The organism is Krasilnikovia sp. MM14-A1259, assembly GCF_047159535.1.
Taxonomy (GTDB): domain Bacteria; phylum Actinomycetota; class Actinomycetes; order Mycobacteriales; family Micromonosporaceae; genus Actinoplanes.
In genome coordinates this window covers 3,212,352-3,234,655 of record NZ_BAAGAJ010000002.1, presented here as the reverse complement: position 1 = coordinate 3,234,655, position 22,304 = coordinate 3,212,352, and the positions used below count along the sequence as shown (strand labels likewise).

Annotated in this window: 18 protein-coding genes; 14 read left to right on the top strand and 4 right to left on the bottom strand. The window is 72.9% G+C overall.

The window, feature by feature from the left end; all coding sequences use genetic code 11:
- Positions 1-27 precede the first annotated feature (27 nt).
- From rimO to pspM, 6 genes are all read left to right on the top strand, one after another.
- Positions 28-1,497, top strand: coding sequence for a 30S ribosomal protein S12 methylthiotransferase RimO (gene rimO, locus ACMCNK_RS14215; protein WP_412736886.1), 1,470 nt, complete (start codon positions 28-30; stop codon positions 1,495-1,497).
- A complete protein-coding gene (pgsA, locus tag ACMCNK_RS14210) occupies positions 1,494-2,105 on the top strand; it encodes a CDP-diacylglycerol--glycerol-3-phosphate 3-phosphatidyltransferase (protein ID WP_412736885.1) in 612 nt (203 codons plus the stop codon). The genes rimO and pgsA overlap by 4 nt, the downstream gene beginning before the upstream one ends.
- Before the next feature lie 10 nt (positions 2,106-2,115).
- Complete coding sequence (locus ACMCNK_RS14205; RefSeq protein ID WP_412736884.1) at positions 2,116-2,613, top strand: CinA family protein; 498 nt, start codon at positions 2,116-2,118, stop codon at positions 2,611-2,613.
- A gap of 146 nt (positions 2,614-2,759) precedes the next feature.
- Positions 2,760-3,269, top strand: a complete 510-nt coding sequence (locus ACMCNK_RS14200) for a helix-turn-helix domain-containing protein (RefSeq protein ID WP_412736883.1) — start codon at positions 2,760-2,762, stop codon at positions 3,267-3,269.
- A gap of 229 nt (positions 3,270-3,498) precedes the next feature.
- Positions 3,499-4,356: a PspA/IM30 family protein gene (locus ACMCNK_RS14195; RefSeq protein WP_412736882.1), complete on the top strand. Its 858-nt coding sequence runs from the start codon at positions 3,499-3,501 to the stop codon at positions 4,354-4,356.
- A gap of 38 nt (positions 4,357-4,394) precedes the next feature.
- On the top strand, positions 4,395-5,156 hold the full coding sequence (gene pspM, locus ACMCNK_RS14190; RefSeq protein ID WP_412736881.1) for a phage shock envelope stress response protein PspM: 762 nt from the start codon (positions 4,395-4,397) through the stop codon (positions 5,154-5,156).
- 6 nt (positions 5,157-5,162) lie between these two features.
- On the opposite strand, the gene ACMCNK_RS14185 is transcribed toward pspM, so the two are convergent.
- Both ACMCNK_RS14185 and ACMCNK_RS14180 read right to left on the bottom strand, forming a co-directional pair.
- Positions 5,163-5,975, bottom strand: a complete 813-nt coding sequence (locus ACMCNK_RS14185; RefSeq protein WP_412736880.1) for a DNA-formamidopyrimidine glycosylase family protein — start codon at positions 5,973-5,975, stop codon at positions 5,163-5,165.
- Positions 5,976-6,118: 143 nt separating this feature from the next.
- Entirely contained in the window at positions 6,119-6,904 is a 786-nt protein-coding gene (locus ACMCNK_RS14180; RefSeq protein WP_412736879.1) for an S-adenosyl-l-methionine hydroxide adenosyltransferase family protein, read from the bottom strand.
- A 198-nt stretch (positions 6,905-7,102) separates the two neighbouring features.
- Between ACMCNK_RS14180 and ACMCNK_RS14175 the strand changes: the two genes are divergently transcribed.
- Positions 7,103-7,372, top strand: a complete 270-nt coding sequence (locus ACMCNK_RS14175; protein ID WP_412736878.1) for a hypothetical protein — start codon at positions 7,103-7,105, stop codon at positions 7,370-7,372.
- A gap of 13 nt (positions 7,373-7,385) precedes the next feature.
- Here the strand turns inward: ACMCNK_RS14175 and ACMCNK_RS14170 are convergent, their stop codons facing one another.
- Positions 7,386-11,951, bottom strand: a complete 4,566-nt coding sequence (locus tag ACMCNK_RS14170) for an ATP-dependent helicase (protein WP_412740850.1) — start codon at positions 11,949-11,951, stop codon at positions 7,386-7,388.
- Positions 11,952-12,125: 174 nt separating this feature from the next.
- Between ACMCNK_RS14170 and ACMCNK_RS14165 the strand changes: the two genes are divergently transcribed.
- Both ACMCNK_RS14165 and ACMCNK_RS14160 read left to right on the top strand, forming a co-directional pair.
- Positions 12,126-14,342, top strand: coding sequence for a protein kinase domain-containing protein (locus tag ACMCNK_RS14165; protein WP_412736877.1), 2,217 nt, complete (start codon positions 12,126-12,128; stop codon positions 14,340-14,342).
- A 175-nt stretch (positions 14,343-14,517) separates the two neighbouring features.
- Positions 14,518-16,062: a M28 family peptidase gene (locus ACMCNK_RS14160; RefSeq protein ID WP_412736876.1), complete on the top strand. Its 1,545-nt coding sequence runs from the start codon at positions 14,518-14,520 to the stop codon at positions 16,060-16,062.
- A gap of 56 nt (positions 16,063-16,118) precedes the next feature.
- Here ACMCNK_RS14160 and ACMCNK_RS14155 read toward each other — a convergent pair whose 3' ends face one another.
- A complete protein-coding gene (locus ACMCNK_RS14155; RefSeq protein WP_412740849.1) occupies positions 16,119-17,300 on the bottom strand; it encodes a bifunctional pyridoxamine 5'-phosphate oxidase family protein/GNAT family N-acetyltransferase in 1,182 nt (393 codons plus the stop codon).
- Between the two features lie 133 nt (positions 17,301-17,433).
- Between ACMCNK_RS14155 and ACMCNK_RS14150 the strand changes: the two genes are divergently transcribed.
- The 5 genes from ACMCNK_RS14150 (at position 17,434) to ACMCNK_RS14130 (ending at position 22,039) form a co-directional block, all read left to right on the top strand.
- Positions 17,434-18,780 (top strand): aminotransferase class I/II-fold pyridoxal phosphate-dependent enzyme, encoded by a 1,347-nt coding sequence (locus ACMCNK_RS14150; protein ID WP_412736875.1) that lies wholly within the window; start codon positions 17,434-17,436, stop codon positions 18,778-18,780.
- A gap of 43 nt (positions 18,781-18,823) precedes the next feature.
- Positions 18,824-19,504 (top strand): UdgX family uracil-DNA binding protein, encoded by a 681-nt coding sequence (locus tag ACMCNK_RS14145; RefSeq protein WP_412736874.1) that lies wholly within the window; start codon positions 18,824-18,826, stop codon positions 19,502-19,504.
- Positions 19,505-19,722: 218 nt separating this feature from the next.
- Positions 19,723-19,923 (top strand): DUF3046 domain-containing protein, encoded by a 201-nt coding sequence (locus ACMCNK_RS14140; RefSeq protein ID WP_412736873.1) that lies wholly within the window; start codon positions 19,723-19,725, stop codon positions 19,921-19,923.
- A gap of 217 nt (positions 19,924-20,140) precedes the next feature.
- Positions 20,141-21,187, top strand: a complete 1,047-nt coding sequence (gene recA, locus ACMCNK_RS14135) for a recombinase RecA (RefSeq protein ID WP_412736872.1) — start codon at positions 20,141-20,143, stop codon at positions 21,185-21,187.
- 195 nt (positions 21,188-21,382) lie between these two features.
- A complete protein-coding gene (locus tag ACMCNK_RS14130; protein WP_412740848.1) occupies positions 21,383-22,039 on the top strand; it encodes a regulatory protein RecX in 657 nt (218 codons plus the stop codon).
- Positions 22,040-22,304 lie beyond the last annotated feature (265 nt).

Below are 22,304 nucleotides of genomic sequence, written 5' to 3'. Positions count from 1 at the left end.
CTACCACCGCCCGGTAGCCTTGGCGGGGTGTCCGCCAATCCCGCCACGCGCCGTGTCGCCCTGCTGACCCTGGGCTGTGCCCGTAACGAGGTCGACTCCGAGGAGCTCGCCGCCCGCCTGGACGCGGGCGGCTGGCAGGTGAGCACGGACGCCGACGCCGCCGACGTGGTGCTGGTCAATACGTGCGGCTTCGTGGAGAAGGCGAAGCAGGATTCGATCGAGACCCTGCTGGCCGCGTCCGACACCGGCGCGAAGGTGGTCGCGGCCGGATGCATGGCGGAGCGGTACGGCCGTGAGCTCGCCGACAGCCTCCCCGAGGCGCAGGCCGTGCTCGGCTTCGACGACTACCCCGACATCGCGGACCGCCTGGACCGCGTGCTGGCGGGGGAGAGTTTCGACGCGCACACCCCGCGGGACCGGCGCGAGTTGCTGCCGTTGACACCGGTCAACCGCAAGGCGGCCGCGGTGGTCGTGCCCGGCCACGCGACCGTGGACGAACACACCCCGGCGCACCTGCGGGGGGTGCTGCGACGCCGGCTCGACTCCGGGCCGGTGGCCAGCCTGAAGCTTGCCAGCGGGTGCGACCGGCGGTGCGCGTTCTGTGCCATTCCGGCGTTCCGGGGCGCGTTCGTCTCGCGCGACCCGCAGGAACTGCTGGCCGAGGCCGAGTGGCTGGCCAAGACCGGGGTGCGTGAGCTGGTGCTGGTCAGCGAGAACAGCACGTCGTACGGCAAGGATCTGGGCGACCCCCGGCTGCTGGAGAAGCTGCTGCCGCAGCTCGCCGCGGTCGACGGCATCGTCCGGGTGCGGGCCAGCTACCTGCAGCCCGCCGAGACCCGGCCCGGCCTGGTCGAGGCGATCGCCACCACGCCGGGGGTCGCGGCGTACTTCGATCTGTCGTTCCAGCACTCCAGCGAGCCGGTGCTGCGCCGGATGCGCCGTTTCGGCTCCACCGCACGGTTCCTGGAGCTCCTGGAAACCGCGCGCGAGCTCGCCCCCGAAGCGGGGGCCCGCAGCAACTTCATCGTGGGTTTCCCCGGCGAGACCCGGCACGACATCGACGAGCTGGTCCGCTTCCTCAGCGCGGCCCGGCTCGACGCGATCGGGGTTTTCGACTACAGCGACGAGGACGGCACCGAGGCGGCGGGGCTGCCCGGCAAGGTCCGCACCGACACGATCAAGCGACGGTACGACCGGATCAGCGCGCTCGCCGACGAGCTGTGTGCCCAGCGGGCCGAGGAGCGGCTGGGTTCGCTGGTCGACGTGCTGGTCGACACGATCGCCGACGGCGAGGTCGAGGGCCGCGCCGCGCACCAGGCGCCGGAGGTGGACGGCTCGACCACGCTGGTGGCCGGTGACGCGGCGGTCGATCTGGCCGCGTTGCGACCCGGCGACCTGGTCCGGGCCCGGGTGACCGGCACCGAGGGCGTCGACCTGGTGGCCGTACCGGTCGAGATGGTCTCCGCCGCCCCGACGGTTTCGACGGCCGCGCGGTGACCGACGAGCCGGTGCCGGTCGCTGCAGCGCCGCGGCGTGTTTCGCTGTACAACCCGGCGAACCTGCTGACCGCGATCCGGCTCGTGCTCGTCCCGGTGTTCGTGGTGTTCGTCGTCGCGTCCGAGATGACCGAACCCGGCTGGCGGATGGCGGCCTGCCTGGTGTTCTGCGTGGCGTCGGCGACGGATTTCGTGGACGGGTGGATCGCGCGCCGGTTCCACCTGGTCACCTCGTTCGGCAAGGTCGCCGACCCGATCGCGGACAAGGCGCTGACCGGCACCGCGCTGGTGCTGCTGTCCGCGTACGACCGGCTGAGCTGGTGGGTCACCGTCCTGATCCTGCTGCGCGAGTGGGGCGTGACGGCGCTGCGCCTGTGGGTCATCCGGTACGGCGTGATCCCCGCCAGCCGGGGCGGCAAGGTGAAGACCGTGCTGCAGATCGCGGCCATCGCCTGGTATCTGTGGCCGATGCCGGAGCCGCTGGAGCGCGTCGGCCCGTGGCTCATGGCCGCGGCCGTGGTGGTCACGCTGGTGACCGGCGTCGACTACGTGGTGCGGGCGCTGCGGCTGCGGCGTGCGGCGGGCGCCGGCACGGTCGCGGGCGGCTAGACTCAGCTCCGTGGATCTGCGGGTGGCTGCGGCTGCGGCCGTGCACGCGCTGGTGGAGCGGCGCGAGACTCTCGCCACGGCGGAGTCGCTGACCGGCGGCTTGGTGGCCGCGACAGTGGTGGAGATCCCCGGAGTCAGCGCGGTGTTCCGCGGCGGTCTCGTGGTGTATGCCACGGATCTCAAGCACAGTCTCGCGGGCGTACCGGAGGATCTGCTGGCCGCGCGCGGCCCGGTCGATCCGGACGTGGCCGAGGCGCTCGCGCAGGGTGCCCGGCAGCGCTGCGGCGCCGACTGGGGCGTGGCCACCACCGGGGTCGCGGGCCCCGAGCCGCAGGACGGCAAGCCGGTCGGGTTGGTCTATGTCGCGGTCGCCGGGCCGCCGGGTTCGGCGGTGCAGGAGTTGCGCCTGAAAGGCTCCCGCGAGCAGGTCCGCATCGAAAGCGTGAGCATGGTGTTAAACCTCCTCGTCGATTCGCTGCCCGCGCTCCCGGCGCGGGCGCGTGTCTGACCTGCGGAATGTCCGCGGGCGTGGAAACGCTGGGGTAGGGGTCCCCCCGGTTTTCGGCGGGGCGGGATGTCGGCGTGGCCGGCAGCGGGTACGGTTGCGGGAAGCCTCCGGCGCGTGCCGGCGGCCCCGCCGCAGGAGGGGGTGTCATGGTCCTGCTACGCCGGGTGATCGGTGACGCACTTCGGGCGCGCCGGCAGGGGCAGCACCGCACGCTGCGTGAGGTGTCGACCGCCGCCAACGTCAGCCTGGGCTATCTGTCGGAGATCGAGCGTGGTCAGAAGGAAGCGTCCAGCGAGCTGCTGGCCGCCATCTGTGATGCCCTGGGCGCCCGCCTCTCCGAGCTGCTCCGTGAGGTGAGCAGCACCCTCGAGCTCGCGGAGGGCATGCAGGGCGTGCTCGTGCCGGTCGAGAGCGGCAAGGCGGCCGCCGTTGCGCCTGTGCAGGCGACGCCGGTGCAGCCCGCCGCGGTGCAGGCCACGCCGATTCAGGCGGCGCCCGTGTCGCCCGCGCCGGTCACGGCGGCGCCCGCCGACGCGGCCATGCGCCAGGTGGCGACCGACGGCACGGTGTCCGTGTCCGTGCACCAGGAGACGCCGCTCAAGGCCACGCTGCGGACCACCCGCAAGCGCGACCGCGACGTGATCTACGCCGCCTGAGGCGCCGGTCTCCGCCGTCCGTGGCACCGACCCGCCCCTTCGCCAGTGGCGTTCGTGGCGCGTAGCCTCGTAGCGGGGAAACGTAGCGCTCAGGGTTGGCCCTGAGATCCCCCGTAGGTCACGTGACGCCGGTGGCGCCGAGCTGACACCATGGAGCTCGCGCCACGCAGCGGATCAGACCGGCGTCGATGGCGTGTCCGACCGTGTGACATTGAGGGGATACCGCGAGATGGCGAACCCGTTCGTCAAGGGCTGGCGTTACATCATGGCGCTGTTCGGCGCGAAGATTGACGAGTACGCCGACCCGAAGGTTCAGATCCAGCAGGCGATCGAGGACGCGCAGCGCCAGCATCAGGCGCTGGTGCAGCAGGCCGCCGCGGTCATCGGCAACCAGCGGCAGCTGGAGATGAAGCTGTCCCGGCAGATGAGCGAGGTGGAGAAGCTGCAGGGCATGGCCCGGCAGGCTCTCGTGCTCGCGGACCGGGCGCGGGCCGGCGGCGACGAAGCCGAGGCCCAGAAGTACGAGGCCACCGCGACGACCCTGGCGACCCAGCTGGTCTCCGGTGAGCAGGCGATGGAGGACCTCAAGACCCTCCACGACCAGGCGCTGTCGGCCGCCGGGCAGGCCCGCAAGGCGGTGGAGAACAACGCGATGGTGCTGCAGCAGCGCATCGCCGAGCGCTCCCGCCTGCTCAGCCAGCTCGAGCAGGCCAAGATGCAGGAGACGGTCGCCCGGTCACTGGAGTCCATGTCCTCGCTCGCCGCGCCGGGCAACACCCCGTCGCTGGACGAGGTGCGCGACAAGATCGAGCAGCGGTACGCCAACGCGATGGGCCGCGCCGAACTGGCCGCGAACTCCGTCGAGGGCCGGATGCTGGAGGTGCAGAAGTCGAGCCTCGACCTGGCGGGCCAGTCCCGGCTGGAGCAGATCCGGGCGAGCATGTCCGGCGACAAGCTCGGCTCGGCCGCGCCTCAGCCGGCCGTCGAGCAGTCCGCCCCGGCAGCGGACCCGGCCAGCGTTGCCCGGCTCGACGAGATCCGCGCCAGCATGAACGCCAAGCGCGGGGACAGCAGCGCCGCCGGCTGACACCGTGCGGAGCACGCCGGATCGAGAGTGAGGGGACGATGGCGGACGAGCGGGCCCGGTACTTCCGTCGGCTACGGCGGCTGCGCAACTCGGCGCGGCGCTGGAGCGTGATCGGCGGTGGGCTCGTTGCCGCCACCGCGGTGCTCACCCCGTACGCGGGGATCGGGCTGCCGGACGCGTTCTGGGCCGCCGCGGCGGGATCCTCCGTCGCTTTGGCGAGCTGGCGCTGGCGCGACCACAAGGCCCTGGCTGCGCTGCCCGCCCCGCCCCCGCCCGATCCGGCGCTCGCCGGGCAGCGGCTCGTGGCCGCGGTCGAGCGCTTCCCCGCCGGCCGCACGGTCGTGCAGGAGGTCCGTCGCCAGCGCAGCCGGTACGCGTTGCGCGGCTCCGCGGTCGCCCAGGCGTGGGATCGTCTCGACCGGGCCGCGGGCACCCTCACCGGGCTCGCCGGCCGGCTCACCGGTCCCGGCGAGACGGCCGTGCTGGAGGCGGCGGTCGCGGAGCGCTGGTTGCGCGACCTCGGCCAGCGCGTGGCGAGCGTGGAGCGGGCCATACCGCTGAGCCCTGCCGATCAGCGACCCGCGCTCGCCGGCTCGCACGAGAGCCTGGCGGAACAGTTCACCGAGGGGGTCACCGCGTACGAGCGGCTGGTCGCCGCCGCGGCCGGGTATGTGGCCGAGGACGGCCAGCCGGTCGTGGACGAGCGGCACCCGACCCTGACCCGGCTGATCGAGGCGACGGACCGCATGCGTGGCGTCGCCGAAGGACTGTCGGAGTTGCGCCGCCGCCCTGCTGTCTGACCACGTTCACCCCGCCGCGGGTGGTGGCGCGTCGTCGGGGGCCGGCTGGCAGCGCGGGCACCAGAACGTGACCCGCTCACCCTGTTCCGCCCGCTGGATCGCGGCGCCGCAGCGCCGGCACGGATGGGCGCGGCGGCCGTACACATAGGTGGTGTCGCCGCGGCGCAGCGAGCCCGTGGTCGTCTGGGTCCATCGCCCGCGGTTCGCGGCCAGCAGTTGCTGCGCCAGCCGGACCGTGGCCGGCAGGTCCGGCACGGCGGAGACCGGCGTCCATGGCCACAGGCCGCGCAGGAACAACGTCTCTGATTTGTACAGATTGCCCACCCCGGCCAGGTTGCGCTGGTCCAGCAGGGCCTCGGCGATGCTGCGCTGCGGGTCTGCCGCGATCCGGCGGGCCGCCTCCTGCGGGTCCCAGTCCTCGCCCAGCAGGTCCGGGCCGAGGTGGCCGAGGCGGCGCGCTTCCTCCGCGGTCGGGAACAGGGCGACCTCGTGCAGGTGGTAGCCGACCGCCACGGACCGATCGGTACGCAGCACCACCCGGATCAGGTGCGCCGGGGGACCGCTCCGCCGCTCGCCCGGCCGGTACGCCCGCCACGAGCCGTCCATCCGCAGGTGCGAGTGCAGCGTACGGTGATCGCCGTCGCGTTCGAGCCGGAGCAGCAGGTGCTTGCCACGGCTCGCGGATGCGGCAACCGTCCAGCCGGTGAGGTCGGTGGCCGCGAGCTGCGGCACGCGGAGCTCGGTGCCGGTCAGCACGGACCCCACCAGTGCTTGCTCCAGCAAGCGGGCGGTGTTCCAGACGGTGTCGCCCTCGGGCATGTCACCATCCTGCCCGGCCGGTCCGACATGCCGCCGGGCTAGGTCGGCGTGGCGCGATACAACCGCGTTGCCGGGCTCGGTCAGCGGCCCGCGATGCCGGGTTTGGTCGGCGTGGCGCGATGCGACCGCGTTGCCGGGCTCGGTCAGCGGCCCGCGATGCGGACCACGTCGCCGGGTCGCACGGACAGCACGACGACCGCACGGCCACCGTTGACGGCCACCGCGACCTGCCCGGCTGAATCCTCGAAGACGACCAGGTCACCCGGCTGCACGTCGGCGAACGTCGCGCCGAGCCGGGCGCGCACCCCGCACACAGTCAGATGGGGGCCGAGGCCGGCAAGCAGGTCACCGCTCGCGGCAAGCTGCACGTTGCCGAACCGGTCGACCGTGACCACCTCGGCCTCCACCCAGCCGTCGCCGATCGCGACCACCGGATCCGGCAGCCGGACCAGGGAAGCCGGGTCGACCGGCGGGCCCGCGTCGGCCAGCTCCGCGCCGTTCGCCAGATGCGCCGCCGCGGGGGTGAAAATGTGCCGGCCGTGAAACGTACGGGAGACGTCGCCGAGGAACCAGTCCGTGTTCGCGAGCTCCACCACCTCGCCGACGCCCCCGAGAGCCTCGGCTGCCCAGACGAGCAGTCCGTTGTCCGGCCCGACCAGTACGCCGTTCGCGGTGGCGACCGCGATGCCGCGCCTGGCGGTTCCGACCCCCGGGTCGACCACGGCCACGTGCACCGACGGGGGAAGGTGCGGGACGGTCTGGGCCAGTACGGCGGCCCCGCGCGTCACGTCGGCGGGCGGCACGTGATGGGTCACGTCGATGACGCGGACCTCCGGGGCGATACGTGCGATCGAGCCGTGGCAGGCAGCCACGAAACCGTCGAACGTCCCATAGTCCGTCGTGAGACTGATCCATCCATAGCCACCCATGGCTCAACGTTAGTCCGGGGGCACGGTGCGTGCGGGGCAGGTGCTCGGCGCGTCGCCGAGGATCTGGGCGATCAAGGTTTGACGCTCGGCCGTCTTGGTAAACTTCTGTGGTCAGGACACCAGTCCCTGGTGCGCCCGAGGGCCACATGATCGCGCCGGTGAGGCCGACGGCCCCGAGCCCGCCGCCAGGGAACGCAGATGGCCTCGGCGAGCAGCGGCGTCGCCGCGGCCGATGGAGGATGCGTCATGACATGGCTCAAGAAGAACCGGCGCGACCCGAGCGAGGGCGGCCCGATCTGGAACGCCTTCTACAAGTTCATGGCCGGCCCGGCCAACGGCGTGGACAACGCCATCGAAGGCGACACCAAGAAGGCACGCGACGCGTGGCACAACGACCTCGAAATGCGCAAGCAATGGAGCCGTGACCAGCGCGAACGCAAGCGCGCCGCGCACGGAGTGGGCTCCTGAGCCTCGTTCTGATTCAACCCCGTAGACGCAGGCCGCGCGGAGTGGGCCGGAAGCCAGCCGCGGTCAATGCGTCGCGTAGCGGTGACGCGTGCACGGATTCGCCGTCGGCGCGCTCGACGCTCAGCATCCCGAGGGCGCCGGAACGCACCGCCGCCCCGAGCGCCTGACCGGCCGCCGTCAGCGCCTCCGGGTCGTCGGCGAAGGACAGCAGGGTACGGCCGCCCCGCTCGACATACAGCACCAACTCGCCCGCAACCAGCACGACCAGGGCGCCCGCCTTGCGGCCCGCGCGGTGACCCGTGGCGGTGGCCGTCTCACCGTCCCCGCTGTCGACCACCCGGCCGGGCCAGGGCAGGGCCGCGCCGTACGGGTTGGCGGGGTCGGTCGCGGCCAGCACCAGAGCCGCCCCGACGGTGCGTTTGGCGAGCTCGGCCGGCTCCGCGAGAGCGCGCAACCGGTCCACCGCCCCGGGCACCGCGAACTGTGCGGCGCCCAGCCCCTCGACGAAGTAGCCGCGGCGGGCTGCGCCGCGCTCCTCCAGAGCGCCCAGAACGGGGTAGACCGCGGCGAACCCGCCCGTGACTCCCTCGGCCACCACCGCGCCACGGGTGACCACGCCGTGGCGCTCCAGGAGCAGATCTGCGAACGCCGTGGCACGCCGGGTCGGGTCGAGGTCGCGGTCCGGAAGACGGGACCACCGGCCGGCCATGGCGGGCGGGCCCGTGCGGCTCGGCAGATTCGGGCGCCCCGGACGCCGGTACCGGGAGCGGGCGGGGACCGGCCGGGCGCGGTGGGCGCCACTGCCGCCGAGCAGCGCGCGCAGCGGAGCGAACGTGTCGTTGGTCAGGTGCCCCGCCCAGACGAGATCCCACACGAGAGCGGCGAGCTCCTGGTCATCGGTCGCGCCGATCCGGTCGGACAGCGCGCGGAAGAACAGCGCCTGCCCGTCGCCCAGGGCATCCAGGACCGCCCGGTGCGGCGGCGACAGCTCCTGCGCATCGTCCGGTGGTGGCAGCAGCAGCGCGGCCGAATCGGCGTACGCCAGGGTGACCCAGCCGTCCCCGCCCGTGATCGACCCGCTGCCCGCCCACAACACCTCCCCGCTGCCGGACAGCTCGTCCAGGAACGCGGGCGAGTAGTCCGGGACGCGAGCGGGCAGCACCAGCCGCTCCCACGCCGACGCCGGAACGGCGACGCCCTGCAATTGCTCGATCGTGGCGGCGACCGCGTCGACGCCACGGGCGTTGCCGCCGATCTGGTGCCAACGGGGCAGGAACGCGGCGAGAACCTGCGGCGGCACCGGCTCGATCTCGCGCCGCAGCGCTGCCAGGGAGCGGCGCCGCAGCAGGCGCAACACGTCGGCGTCGCACCACTCGGTGCCCGCGCCGCCGGGGGAGAACTCGCCCGTGACCACCCGGCCGGTGGCGCTGAGACGCTTCAGCGCCTGCTCGACCACGAAGACGCCGAGGCCGAGCCGGGCGGCGCAGGTGGCGGCGGCGAACGGGCCGTGGGTGCGGGCGTACCGTGCGACGAGGTCGCCCAGCGGGTCGGTCACCGGCTCCAGGTACGCCTCGGCGACCCCCACGGGCAGGGCCGTGCCGAGCGCGTCCCGGTACCGACCCGCGTCCTCGACGCCGATCCACCGATCCTCGCCGGCGATCCGGACCCGCAGCGCCCGCCGGGCACCCTCCAGGGTGGACATCCACTCCGGGTCCACCCCTCGAACACTGAGCTCCGGCTCGGACAGGTCGCCCAGCAGGCGTAGCAGCTCCGCCGTGTCCTCGGCATCGCGGGGGCGGCGCCGATCGGTCAGCCATTGGAGCTGCGCCTCGCTCTCGGCCACCACGGCCGGGTCGAGCAGCTCACGCAGGTCCACCCGGCCCAGCAGCTCGCCGAGCAGCGTGGAATCCAGCGCCAGGGCGGCTGCGCGCCGCTCGGCCAGGGGTGCGTCACCCTCGTACAGGAACGCGCCCACGTACCCGAACAGCAGTGAGCGAGCGAACGGGGACGGCCGCGGCGTCTCCACCTCGACGAGGCGGACCTTGCGGCCCGCGATCTCGCGCATCATCGCCACCAGCCCGGGGACGTCGAAGACGTCCTGCAGGCACTCGCGGGCGGCCTCCAGCGTCACGGGGAAATCCGCGAACTCGCGGGCCACATCGAGCAGCTGCGCGGAGCGCTGCCGCTGCTGCCACAACGGCTGGCGGCGGCGTGGATCGCGGCGCGGCAGCAGCAGGGAACGGGCGGCGCACTCGCGGAACCGGGAAGCGAACAACGCCGAGGTGCCGACCGACTCCTCGACGAGATGGGCGATCTCCTCCGGGTCGAACGCGACCAGGTCGGCGCCGGGCGGCTGGTCGGCGGTGTCCGGCAGGCGCACCACGATGCCGTCGTCAGACGGCATGACCTGGCCGTCCACCCCGTAACGCTCGGTGAGGCGGTGGGCGATGGCCAGAGCCCACGGCGCGTTGACCCGGGCGCCGAGCACGCAGTGCACGGTCATCCGCCAGTCGCCGAGCTCGTCGCGGAAACGCTCCACGACGACCGTGCGGTCGTCGGGCAGATGGCGGGTGGCCTCGCGCTGCTCACGCAGGTAGGTCACCAGGTTTCCGGCAGCCCACTCGTCCAGCCCGGCGGCGCGCAGCGACCCGGTGGCCGCATCGTCGCCGGCCCGGGAGAGGGCTCGCAGCCGGGCACCGATCGCCCGGCCCAGCTCCACCGGGCGGCCGAGCGTGTCGCCCTTCCAGAACGGCATCCGTGCCGGCGCACCGGGGGCGGGGGAGACCAGTACGCGGTCCGGGGTGATGTCCTCGATGCGCCACGAGGTGGAGCCGAGCAGGAAGACGTCGCCGACGCGCGACTCGTACACCATCTCCTCGTCGAGCTCGCCCACCCGGGCGGCACGTGCCGCACCCGCCAGGAACACGCCGAACATGCCGCGGTCCGGGATCGTGCCGCCGCTGGTCACCGCGAGCCGCTGGGCGCCCGGTCGGCCGGTGAGCTGATCCGTCCCGCGGTCCCAGACCAGCCGTGGGCGCAGCTCCGCGAACGCGGTCGACGGGTACCGGCCGGACAGCATGTCGAGCACCGCGTGCAACGCCGAGTCGGGCAGCTCCGCGAACGGCGCGGCGCGGCGCACCAGCGCCGCGAGCTCGTCCACCGCCCACGCGTCGAGCGCCACCATGGCCACGATCTGCTGGGCCAGCACGTCCAGGGGATTGCGCGGGTAGCGCAGCTCCTCGATCGCGCCCGCACCCATGCGCTCCGCGACCACTGCGCAGGACAGCAGGTCACCGCGGTGCTTGGGGAACACCACGCCGCGGGAGACCGCGCCGACCTGATGGCCGGCCCGGCCGATGCGCTGCAGCCCGGCGGAGACCGACGGCGGGGCCTCGATCTGGATCACCAGATCGACCGCCCCCATGTCGATGCCCAGCTCGAGGCTGGAGGTGGCCACCACCGCGGGCAGCCGCCCGGACTTGAGCGCCTCCTCGATCTGCTTGCGCTCCTCACGGGAGACGCTGCCGTGGTGGGCGCGGGCCACCACGGGCGGGGCGCCTCCGGCCTCCCCGGCCTGCGCCATGACCTGCGCGGGCATCCGAGGGGGCGGCGCGCCGACGGGCCCGGGCAGGGCAGCCGCCGCGGAGGCCGCGGGATCGGCCCGCTCGAACGCCAGCTCGTTGATGCGGGCACAGAGCCGCTCGGCCCCCCGCCGCGAGTTGGTGAACACGATCGTGGACCGGTGCGCCTCGATGAGATCGAGCACGCGCTCCTCCACCGCGGGCCAGATCGACGGGGTGTGCCGCTGCCCGCCCGGCGCATCGGCATCCGCGTCGGGCAGTTCGTCCAGCCGGGTCATGTCCTCCACCGGCACCTCGACCACGACCTCGATCGTTTTGGCGGTGCGCGGCTGAACCACCTGCACGTCGCGCGCCCCGCCGAGGAAACCGGCGGTCTCCTCGATCGGCCGGACCGTGGCGGACAACCCGACCCGCTGCGCGGGACGGGGCAGCAGCGCATCCAGCCGCTCGAGGGAGAGCGCCAGATGCGCGCCGCGCTTGGTGGCCGCGACCGCGTGCACTTCGTCGACGATGACCGTCTCGATGCCGCGCAGCGACTCGCGGGCGGCCGAGGTGAGCAGGAGGAACAGCGACTCCGGGGTGGTGATGAGGATGTCCGGCGGGGTGCGCGTGAACTGGCGGCGCTCGTCGGCCGGGGTGTCACCCGTACGCATCCCGACCGTGATCTCCGGCGGCGGGATGCCGAGGCGTCCCGCGGCCTGTCGGATACCCGTCAGGGGGGCACGGAGGTTGCGCTCCACGTCCACTGCCAGGGCCTTGAGCGGGCTCACGTAGAGCACCCGGCAGCGGTGACGGGGCTCGGCGGGGACCGGCTCACGCGCGATCCGGTCGAGCGACCACAGGAAGGCGGCCAAGGTCTTTCCGGACCCGGTCGGGGCCACCACCAGGGCATTGTGGCCCGCGCCGATCGCGCGCCACGCGCCCGCCTGGGCGGCCGTGGGCGCGGCGAAAGCCGCCCGGAACCACTCCGCGGTGGCGGGACCGAACGCTTCCAGCACCTCCTGCACGCCTCCATCCTGCCCCCGGGGTACGACAGGAATCCGCCGGCTGACCGTCGTCGATCGGATCGCCGACCGCGTCCCGCGCCCGTGCTCCGTGCGGCGGCCGGGTGATCGACGTTCCGCCCGCCGGTACCCGCACCTATCCTGAGGGCAACGGGACGGTGGGGGCTCATGGCGGTCAGGCGTACGCTCGTGGCCGGTCGGTATCGTCTACTCGAACCGGTCGGTTCCGGTGGCATGGGGCGCGTGTGGGTGGCCCGCGACGAGATGCTCGATCGCGACGTGGCCGTCAAGGAGTTCGTTCCCCCGGTCTGGATGTCCGACGACGAGAAGGGCCGCCTGCGGACCCGTACGTTGCGGGAGGCCCGCAGCGCCGCCCGCCTCAACCACCCGCACGTCGTCCGGATCTATGACGTCGTGCACGCGGACGGTCTGCCGTGGATCGTCATGGAGTACATCGAGTCCCGATCGCTGTTCCAGGCGGTCCGTGACGACGGCCCGTTCCCCCCGGCCGGTGCCGCACGCATCGGGCTGGCCGTGCTCGACGCGCTGACCGCGGCGCACCGCGCCGGCGTGCTGCACCGCGACGTCAAGCCGCACAACGTGCTGATCGGTCACGACGGGCGGGTGGTGCTCACGGATTTCGGTCTGGCCACGTTCGTCGACGAAGGTTCCGTCACGGGCCCGGGCATGATCGTCGGTTCGCCGCACTACGTGTCCCCGGAGCGGGCGCGCGACGGCGCTTCCACCGTGGAGTCGGATCTGTGGTCGCTGGGCGCCACGCTGTACGCGGCCGTCGAGGCCCGCTCGCCGTACGCGCGGGAAAGCGTGATGGCGACGCTGCTCGCCCTGGCGACCGAGGAACCGGACCCGCCCGTGCTGGCCGGCCCGATGACGCCGGTGCTGCTCGGGCTGCTACGCCGCGAACCGGCTGAGCGGCTCACCGCCGACGAGGTGGCGGAGCGGCTGGCCGCCATCGTCGCCGTGGCCGAAGGGCGCGGGCCCGCCCGGGAGCGGCGGCGGACCATGCTCGGCCTGATGTCGGTGCCCATGCCCCGCCGCCCGGTCCGCGGCATGGTCGCGGAGCCACCGCGCCCCGACATGGCCGGTCGGACGGAGCCGGCCCGTCCCAATCTGGCCGCCCGGACTGAGGTGCCGGCTCGGTCTGACATGGCCGCCCGGTTCGAGGTGGCGGCCCGGCCCGACCCGGGCGCCCGATCCGGTCGGTCCGGACTGATGGGGCGCCGGCGCACGCCGGGTGGTGGACGAGCCGGTGCCGTGCCGACGGCCGGTGTGGAACGCAATGCGTCGCCGGCAGCCTCGGCCGTGCCACCCCGCCAACGGCCGGGCGCGCCGGCCGGAGACACGTGGCGGCGGAACCATCCGCCCCGGGCCGCCGGGATCGTGCGATCCGCCGTACCCCCGGCGGTTTCCGCCCCGTCCCTCCCGGCACCACGCCGCGAGCGGCCGTGGCTCCGACCGGCCGTCGGCCCGCCCGATCCCGTTGCGGTGGTGCGCCGGCCCGCCCCGGCCGTCGCCACGGACCCGGCCCGGCCCTCCGCCGTGCCGGCCAGGCCCATGCCCGATGCATCACCACCCACGCCCGGACCAATGGTCCCGGCGCCCTCGCCTCCCGCGTCGCCGGTCGCCCCGGGTCACGCGGCGTCCCGGCACCCGGGATCCCGGTTCGTTCTTTCCGGCATCGCGGTGCTCGCCCTGCTGGCCGGCGGGGGCAGCCCTGCCCTGAACGCCCGGCTCGGTGAGCAGGACACGGAGGCGCTGCCCTCGGTGACCACCGCGGGCCTGCCCGAACCGTCGAGCGGGCAGGGCGGTGCCGACGGGTTCAGCCCGATGATCTGCGGCAACCCGCCCGGCCCCGACCTGCCGCAGACCCCCCAGCCCGGAGCCGGCCGCGGCACCGACGGCTGGGCGCTGCTGCCCGGCTGGTCGTATTACACGGACGGGTCCGGCTTCCGGCTCGCTGTCCCGGACGGCTGGACGTACGAGCGGGTCGGCACCACGACCTGCTTCCGCGACCCCGCAAGCGCCCGATACCTGAGTGTCGACCCGAATCGCGACGCGGCCACCGACCCCATGCAGGCCTGCCTCGACGAGGCTGACCAGCTGACGGGCGCCGGCCAGCTGCCCGGATACCAGCAGCTCGAGCTCGCGACCGTGCCGATGCTCTCGCGGGCGGCCGACTGGGAGTTCCGGTACGACGGCACGCCGGACGTCACCATGCACGCGATGATCCGCTGGCTGACCGTCGGCGGCCGGGCGTACGCGTTGGGGTGGGCCACGCCGGATCCCGACTGGACCGGTGACTTCGACACGTACGCGGCGATCCGCAGCACGCTCGCGCTCGATCCGGCCGCCGGTCAGCAGTGATCCGCTGACCTTCTCGGAGCCGGCGCCCCGGCTCGGACGTACTGGCTCACCGCGTGTCATCGCTCGTGACGCTATGTCTGAACCGGTATGAGCGGGCGCAGCGTCCATTCTGGAATGCTCGGCGTGCCGCCGCCGCACCCCCCGGCGCGGTCCCCCGACCCTCGCGGAGGATTCTGTGCAAGCATTCCCGCACGTCGGTGCGGCGACGCTGGTGGCCGCGCTCGTCGCGGCGCCGGCCCAGGCCGCCGGCCCCGCCACTGTTGCGCGCGTGATGACCGCGTCCGCCGTCGCCGCCCCGGACATCGCCGTCGGCAACGTCAAGGCGCACCTCGATCAGCTCCAGTCGATCGCCACCGCCAACGGCGGCAACCGGGCGCACGGCCGCCCGGGATTCCTCGCCTCGCTCACCTACGTCAAGAACCAGCTCGACGCCGCCGGGTTCACCACACAGCAGCAGTCGTTCACGTACGGCGGCGCCACCGGCTACAACCTCATCGCGGACTGGCCCGGCGGCGACACGTCGGACACGCTGATGATCGGCTCCCACCTGGACAGTGTCACCGCCGGACCGGGCATCAACGACAACGGTTCCGGGTCGGCCGCCGACCTGGAGGTGGCCCTCACCGTGGCTCGCACCGGCTTCCATCCGACGCGCCACCTGCGGTTCGGCTGGTGGGGCGCCGAGGAGCAGGGCCTGCGCGGGTCGACTGCGTACGTGAACTCGCTCAGCTCCGGGCAGAAGGCAGCGATCACCGGCTACCTCAACTTCGACATGGTCGCCTCGCCGAACCCGGGCTACTTCCTCTATGACGGCGACGACTCGGACCACACCGGGTCCGGCCCAGGGCCGGCCGGCTCCGCCGAGATCGAGCAGACTCTCGGCGCGTACTTCACGTCGATCGGGGTCGCGACCCGCGGTACCGACTTCGACGGCCGCAGCGACTACGGGCCGTTCATCGCCAACGGCATCCCGGCGGGCGGGATCTTCACGGGCGCGGAGGGCCGGAAGACCGCCGCTCAGGTCGAGTTGTGGGGCGGCACGACCGGCGCGTTCGATGCTTGTTACCACCGATCCTGTGACACGACGTCGAACATCAACGACACTGCGCTGGACCGCGACTCCGATGCCATTGCGTCCGCGGTGTGGACCCTTGCCCAGGGCGGTGGCACTGCGCCTGGCGGAACCCCGGTGTGGTCGGACACGTTCGAGTCCGCGAACGGCTGGACCACCGACCCGGCCGCCACCGACACCGCGACCACGGGCCGCTGGGAGCGGGCCGACCCGGTCGCCACCAGCTCCGGCGTGGTCACCCAGCTCGGCGACGCAAAGAGCGGCAGCTACGACCTCGTGACCGGGGCGGCCGCCGGGTCCAGTGCCGGCGCGAACGACGTGGACGGCGGCGCCACCACCATCCGCTCGCCCGCGATCACGCTGCCGTCGGGCGCCCTGACGCTGTCGTTCGCCTGGTACCTGGCGCATCTGAGCAACGCCGGCAGCGCGGACTATCTGCGGGTGGCTGTGGTGACCGGGTCGGGCGCCACCGCGGTCTTCAGTCAGGCCGGTGCTGCCACGGATCGCGCAGCCGCATGGCAGACCGCGACCGTGGATCTGTCGGCCTATGCCGGGCAGAGCATCCGGCTGCAGATCGAGGCCGCCGACATGGACACCGCCAGTTTGGTGGAGGCGGCCGTGGACGACGTCGCGATCACCCAAGGCTGAGTCCGTCCGGGGTACGGCCGGGGCCGTATCCCGGACAATCGGTCCTGACCGGCTGATCAATGCGCCGCGAGCATCGCGCGCAGGCGTGCCGCCGCATCCGGCCACTCGTCGGCGGTCATCGCAAACAGCACCGAGTCGCGCCAGGTGCCGTCCGGGCGTAGCCGGTGCCGGCGCACCACACCGTCCCGGCTGGCGCCGAGCCGTGCGATCGCCCGCTGCGATCGCTCGTTTCGCACATCGGTGTACCAGAACACCCGCTCCGCGCCGAGCACGTCGAACGCGCGCTCCAGCAGCAGGAGCTTCGCTTCGGTGTTGACGCCGGTGCGCCACCACCGCTTGCCGAGGATCGTGTGGCCGATGCCGACGGCGCCCTTCTCGGGATCGATGTCGTGGTAGCTGGTCATCCCCATGACCTCCCCGGTCTCCGGGTTGATCTGAACCCAGGTCACACGCTCGCCGAGCCACTGCTGGCGCGCGGCCGTCGCCACGTGCGCGGCCATGTCGGCGTGATCGCGCGGCGGCAGGCTCGGCAGGAAACGCCACACCTCGTCGTCGTCCAACGCCGCGAACAGGCCGTCCACATGCGAGGGTGCCAGCGGCTCCAGGATCACGTGCTTGCCGCGCATCGTCGCCGCCGTGTGCCAGGGTGAGCGGCCGGCGACGAGGTAGTCCGGCGCCGGGGCGCCGACGCCCGCGTCGGGCTCGGGCGGGCCCATGATGCGCTGCAGCGGCAGGACCCCGGCCCAGTGCGGGAGCGCCAGATCCGCCGGGTCGTCCATCACCCCGCCGGCACGGGCCCGAACCGACACCTCCTGCAGCGGAAGGGCCAGCACGGCCGTCTGCGCCAGCTCCCGTCGCGTGGCTGGACGGCTGTCCGCGACCCGGCCGGGCGCGACCTTCTCCACCAGCGCGGCCATCGCGGCCGCCTGCTCCGTCGCGTCCGTGACGAGGCGGGCGGTGCCCATCGCCACGACGGAACGGTAATTCGCACTGTGGTGGAACTGCGACCGCGCGAGCACCAGGCCGTCCAGCAACGTCACGGACAGGCATACGGGCACGCCGCTGTCGCGGGCGGCCAGCCCGAGCCGGCCGCCTGTGGAGCCGTGCAGATAGACGGTGTCGCCCACGCGCACATGCAGCGTGGGCAGGACCCGGGGCTCACCGTCGACGACGAACGCGACGGCACAGTCATACGCCTCGTCCAGGATGGCGTGGGCGGCTGCGCGGTCATAGCGCATGCGCTCCCGGTATCGGGTCGCGGTGGTGCGGGGCGTGGGCGTGTAGGCGCCGGTCACCGGTCCTCCCTCTCCGTTTCGGCGTGTCGTCGGCTCTGACTTGCCATCAACTCTGTACTAGTACAGAATCTCCTCTGTGTCAGCACGATATCAGGTCACCGGGTCCAGCGCCGCCTCGATTTCCGCGAGCATCGAGGCGGGCGTGCGCACGGGCGACCTGACCTGGGGCGCGGCGCTTCCCGCGGTCCGGGTCCTCGCCGACCAGTTGCACGTCAGCCCGGGCACGGTCGCGAAGGCGTACCAGGATCTGCGCCAGCGTGGAGTCCTCGAGACCGCCGGCCGCCGCGGCACCCGCGTGCGGGCCCGGCCGGCGGTGGCGACCCCGCGTTCTGCCCTGCGCCTGCCCGTTCCGGAGGGGATGGTCGACCTGTCGTCCGGCGAGCCGGATCTGCGGCTGCTCCCGCCGATGGCCTCGCTCGTGCGGGCCATGGCGCGAGATCTGAGCGAGCCGCTCGGCTACGCCGCCGCCGGTGCGGTGCCCGAGCTGGTGGACGTGGCCCGGGCTCGCCTGGGTGCGGACGGCGTGCCGGTCGCCGACGCCGCGGTCACGGTCACCTCGGGGACGCTCGACGCGATCGAGCGGCTGCTCACCACACACCTGCGCCCGGGCGATCCGGTCGCTGTCGAAGACCCTGGCTGGGCAAACCTGCTCGACCTCGTCGCCGCGCTCGACCTCACCCCGATCCCCATAGGGGTCGACGACGAGGGCCCACGACCCGACGGGATGGCGGCGGCCCTGGCCGCCGGTGCCCGCGCCGTCGTGGTCACGACCCGGGCACAGAATCCGACCGGCGCTGCGGTCAGCGCCGCCCGCGCTGCCGCGTTGCGGCCGATCCTCGCGGGTCACCCCGAGGTGCTGCTCATCGAGGACGACCACGCCGCCGAGCTCGCCGGGGTGCCTCTGCACTGCCTCAGCGGCGCCACCGCGACGTGGGCGTTCATCCGCTCGGCCTCCAAGCCCTTCGGCCCGGATCTGCGTATCGCGGTCCTCGCCGGGGACGAGGCCACGATCGCCCGGGTCCTGGGGCGGTTGCGCATCGGCGCGGGCTGGGTCTCCACCCTGCTGCAGCGCCTGCTGCTCCTGCTGTGGCAGGACGCGGGCGTGACCGCGGCCGTCGCGGCCGCGGCCGACAGCTACCACCACCGCCGCCTCGGCCTGCGCGACGCGTTGTCCGCGCGAGGCCTGCCGGCCTGCGGCATGACGGGCCTCAATCTCTGGGTACGGGTGCCTGACGAGACCCGGACGGTCGGGGCGTTGCGGGACGCCGGTTACGCCGCAGCACCCGGATCCCTGTTCCGCCTCCGTACGCCGCCGGGCATCCGCCTCACCGTGAGTCCGCTCGACATGCACGACCTGGACCGGGTCGCCGATGCGGTGGCCGCAGCGGCCCATCCCGTCGGCGCCGGGCCCCCGTCCCGGTGACATCGCGTCGCGCCCGACACGGAGGACGGGTAGAACGGTGGGCATGGTGAGGAGCGAGCCGCCGGTCGGCGCCCAGGAGTTCATCCCGTCCGAAGCCCGCACGCTCGATGCGCTCAAGTCCGCCGCAGCCGGCTGCCGAGGTTGTGAGCTGTATCAGGACGCCACCCAGACAGTCTTCGGTCGTGGCGCCGCGCATGCCCGGGTCGTCTTCGTCGGCGAGCAGCCGGGCGACGTCGAGGATCAGCGAGGCCTGCCGTTCGTGGGGCCGGCGGGACGTCTGCTGCGCGAGGCGGTGGACGATGCCGACATCGATCCGGCGGATGTCTACATCACCAACGCGGTCAAGCACTTCCGGTTCGAGCTGCGTGGCAAGCGGCGTATCCATCAAAATCCCGGCCCGGCTCACATCGCTGCTTGTCGGCCCTGGCTGGTGGCCGAGTTCGCCCTGCTCAAGCCCGAAATCGTGGTCGTTCTCGGAGCCACGGCGGCCAAGGCGCTGCTGGGCCCGCAGTTCCGGGTCACCCGCTCCCGCGGCCAGCTCATGCCATGGCCCGCCTCCGCTCAGCACCCGGAGGACTTCCCGGTGGCACAGTGTCAGGCGCTCGCCACGATCCACCCGTCGGCCGTGCTGCGCGCCGACGACCGCGACGCCGCATACCGGGGTCTGGTCGATGATCTGCGGGTCGCATCGGGGGCGCTCCATTCCCCTGCGACCCGTCGATGATCGCGACGCCGCGGGGCCGGACCCCGGTATGTCGCGGCGGTGGTCGGGCGCGGTGGGGCTGGATCCCTGTCCGTCGCGGCGGTGGTCGGGCGGCGCCGCGGGCCGGATCCCGGTCCGTCCCGGCGGTGACCGGCTCCGGCGGCCCCCGCCCACGGATCTCCCGGAGGTGGTGCTCGGGCGGCGCGGTGGGGCGTTGCCCCCGGCACTACGCTGGGCCGGTGCGGTTGACGGACTTCTGGGCCCGGCTGGAACAGGCATTCGGCGCGGGTTACGCCCGAAGTCTGGCGGCCGATCACGCTTTCGCCGATCTCGGTGGCCGGACCATCGACGAGGCGATCGCACAGGGAATGGAGACGGCTACGGTCTGGCGCGCAGTGGTCGCCGCATACCCCGACCGGGTGCCCATGCGCCTGCACTGAGGGGCGTTGCCCCTGCCCTGACGAACTTTCGTACGCCTGTTCTGGCGTGTCGTTCGATCGTCGTACACGTGTTCGGCTATTGTCCACAGGCGGCGCGGTCATCCACAGGTCACGGCCGACCGGCTGTTTTCTGTCAGACCCAACGCCTACCGTGACGCGCGTGGTGAATAGAAGCTCATCGGCGAAGGCTGGGAAGTCGACTACAGGGGTGGCGGACATGGTGGCAGGACCCGACCGGGAGAAGGCTCTCGATCTGGCGCTGGCGCAGATCGACAAGCAGTTCGGCAAGGGTTCCGTGATGCGGCTGGGGGAGCGGCCGGTCGTGCAGACGGCCATCATCCCGACCGGCTCCATCGCGCTGGACGTGGCGCTCGGCGTCGGAGGTCTGCCGCGCGGCCGCGTCATCGAGATCTACGGCCCGGAGTCGAGCGGTAAGACGACGGTGGCTCTGCACGCGGTCGCCAGCGCCCAGCGTGCGGGCGGGATCGCGGCGTTCATCGACGCCGAGCACGCCCTCGACCCGGAGTACGCGCGAGCCCTCGGCGTCGACACCGACGCCCTCCTGGTGTCCCAGCCGGACACCGGTGAGCAGGCGCTGGAGATCGCAGACATGCTGATCCGCTCCGGGGCCCTCGACATCATCGTCATCGACTCGGTGGCCGCCCTCGTGCCGCGCGCCGAGATCGAGGGTGAGATGGGTGACAGCCACGTCGGCCTCCAGGCTCGCTTGATGAGCCAGGCGCTGCGAAAGATCACCGGTGTGCTCAACAACTCGGGCACCACCGCGATCTTCATCAACCAGCTCCGCGAGAAGATCGGCGTCATGTTCGGCTCGCCCGAGACGACGACCGGTGGCCGGGCGCTGAAGTTCTACGCCTCGGTGCGTCTCGACGTCCGTCGTATCGAGAGCCTCAAGGACGGCACGGACGTCGTCGGCAACCGGACCCGCGTCAAGGTCGTCAAGAACAAGGTTGCCGCGCCGTTCAAGCAGGCCGAGTTCGACATCATGTATGGCAAGGGCATCTCCCGCGAGGGTTCGCTCATCGACGTCGGCGTCGAGCAGAGCATCATCCGCAAGTCCGGCGCCTGGTACACGTACGACGGTGATCAGCTGGGCCAGGGCAAGGAGAAGGCGCGGGAGTTCCTCCGGGAAAATCCCGACGTGGCCGCCGAAATCGAGAAGAAGATCCTGGAGAAGCTCGGTGTGGGCCAGGCGGGCGGCGATGCTGCCAGTGGTCCCGAGCTGCCCCCGGTCGACTTCTGACGTGCGACGCCTCCCGACGTCATCCGGTCACCAGGGCGCTGATCCGCGGTGACCGCGCGACGCGGTGCCCGTTCGGGTCGGGGCTGGGACGCGATCCCGCCCCGACCCCCCCGGCCGCCCCGCGACTCGGCCGATCCGCGGCCGCCCCGCGACCGCGCCGAGCCGAGGCAGGCGCGCGACCGCGCCGAGCCCAGGCTGGGACGCGATCCCGTCGAGCTGAGGCCAGCGCGCGACCACGTCGAGCCGCGGCTGGGACGGGCGGACGGGTCCGACACACCTCGATCAGACCCGCCTCGCCGGGCCGAGCCCCCGCGCGACGAGTCCGAGGTGGCCCGCGAGATCTGCCTGCGTCAGTTGGCGGTGCGCCCCCGCACCCGGGCGGAACTGGCGAAGGCACTCACCCGGCGGCAGATCTCCACCGAGATCATCGTCGAGGTGCTCGACCGGTACGACGAGGTCGGCATCATCGACGACGCGGCATTCGCGCGCGCGTGGGTCTCCAGCCGTCACCACGGGCGCGGGCTGGCGCGGCGCGCCCTCGCGGGCGAGCTGCGCCGCCGTGGAATCGCCGCCGACGTGGCGAGTGAGGCGTTGGACTCGCTCGACGAGGAGTCCGAAGCGGTGGCCGCCCGCGCACTGGTCGACCGCAAACTGCGCACTGCCAAAGGTGCTCCGGAGGCGGTGTTCCGCCGTCTGGTCGGCATGCTCGCGCGCAAGGGGTATCCGGCAGGCGTGGCAATCCGCGCAGTCACGGACGCCATGGCCGCCCGCGACGCCGAGACGGCACAGTTCGCAGCCGACATCGACGTCGACAACCTGGCCGACGCCGACGCCGACGCCGACACGGGCTGAATGACGGTCACCACGTTTGAGCGGCACCCCTGCACACGCCCGCTCGACCACGGCACGCTGATCGACCAATCGCCATGAGTAAGAGAATGGGCCGGATATCGCCCGCCAATGCCCCGGATGCGCAGACGCCTCACACCGGGCTCCCGGCCCGAGTCACTGCCCTCTGGCGCCCCCACCCTCGGCGCCTACGCATCAGCACGGTAACTGCCGTCACGCCGGGGAGTCTCAGGCATACCGTCCCAAAATGGATCTTTGTGGGCGTCAT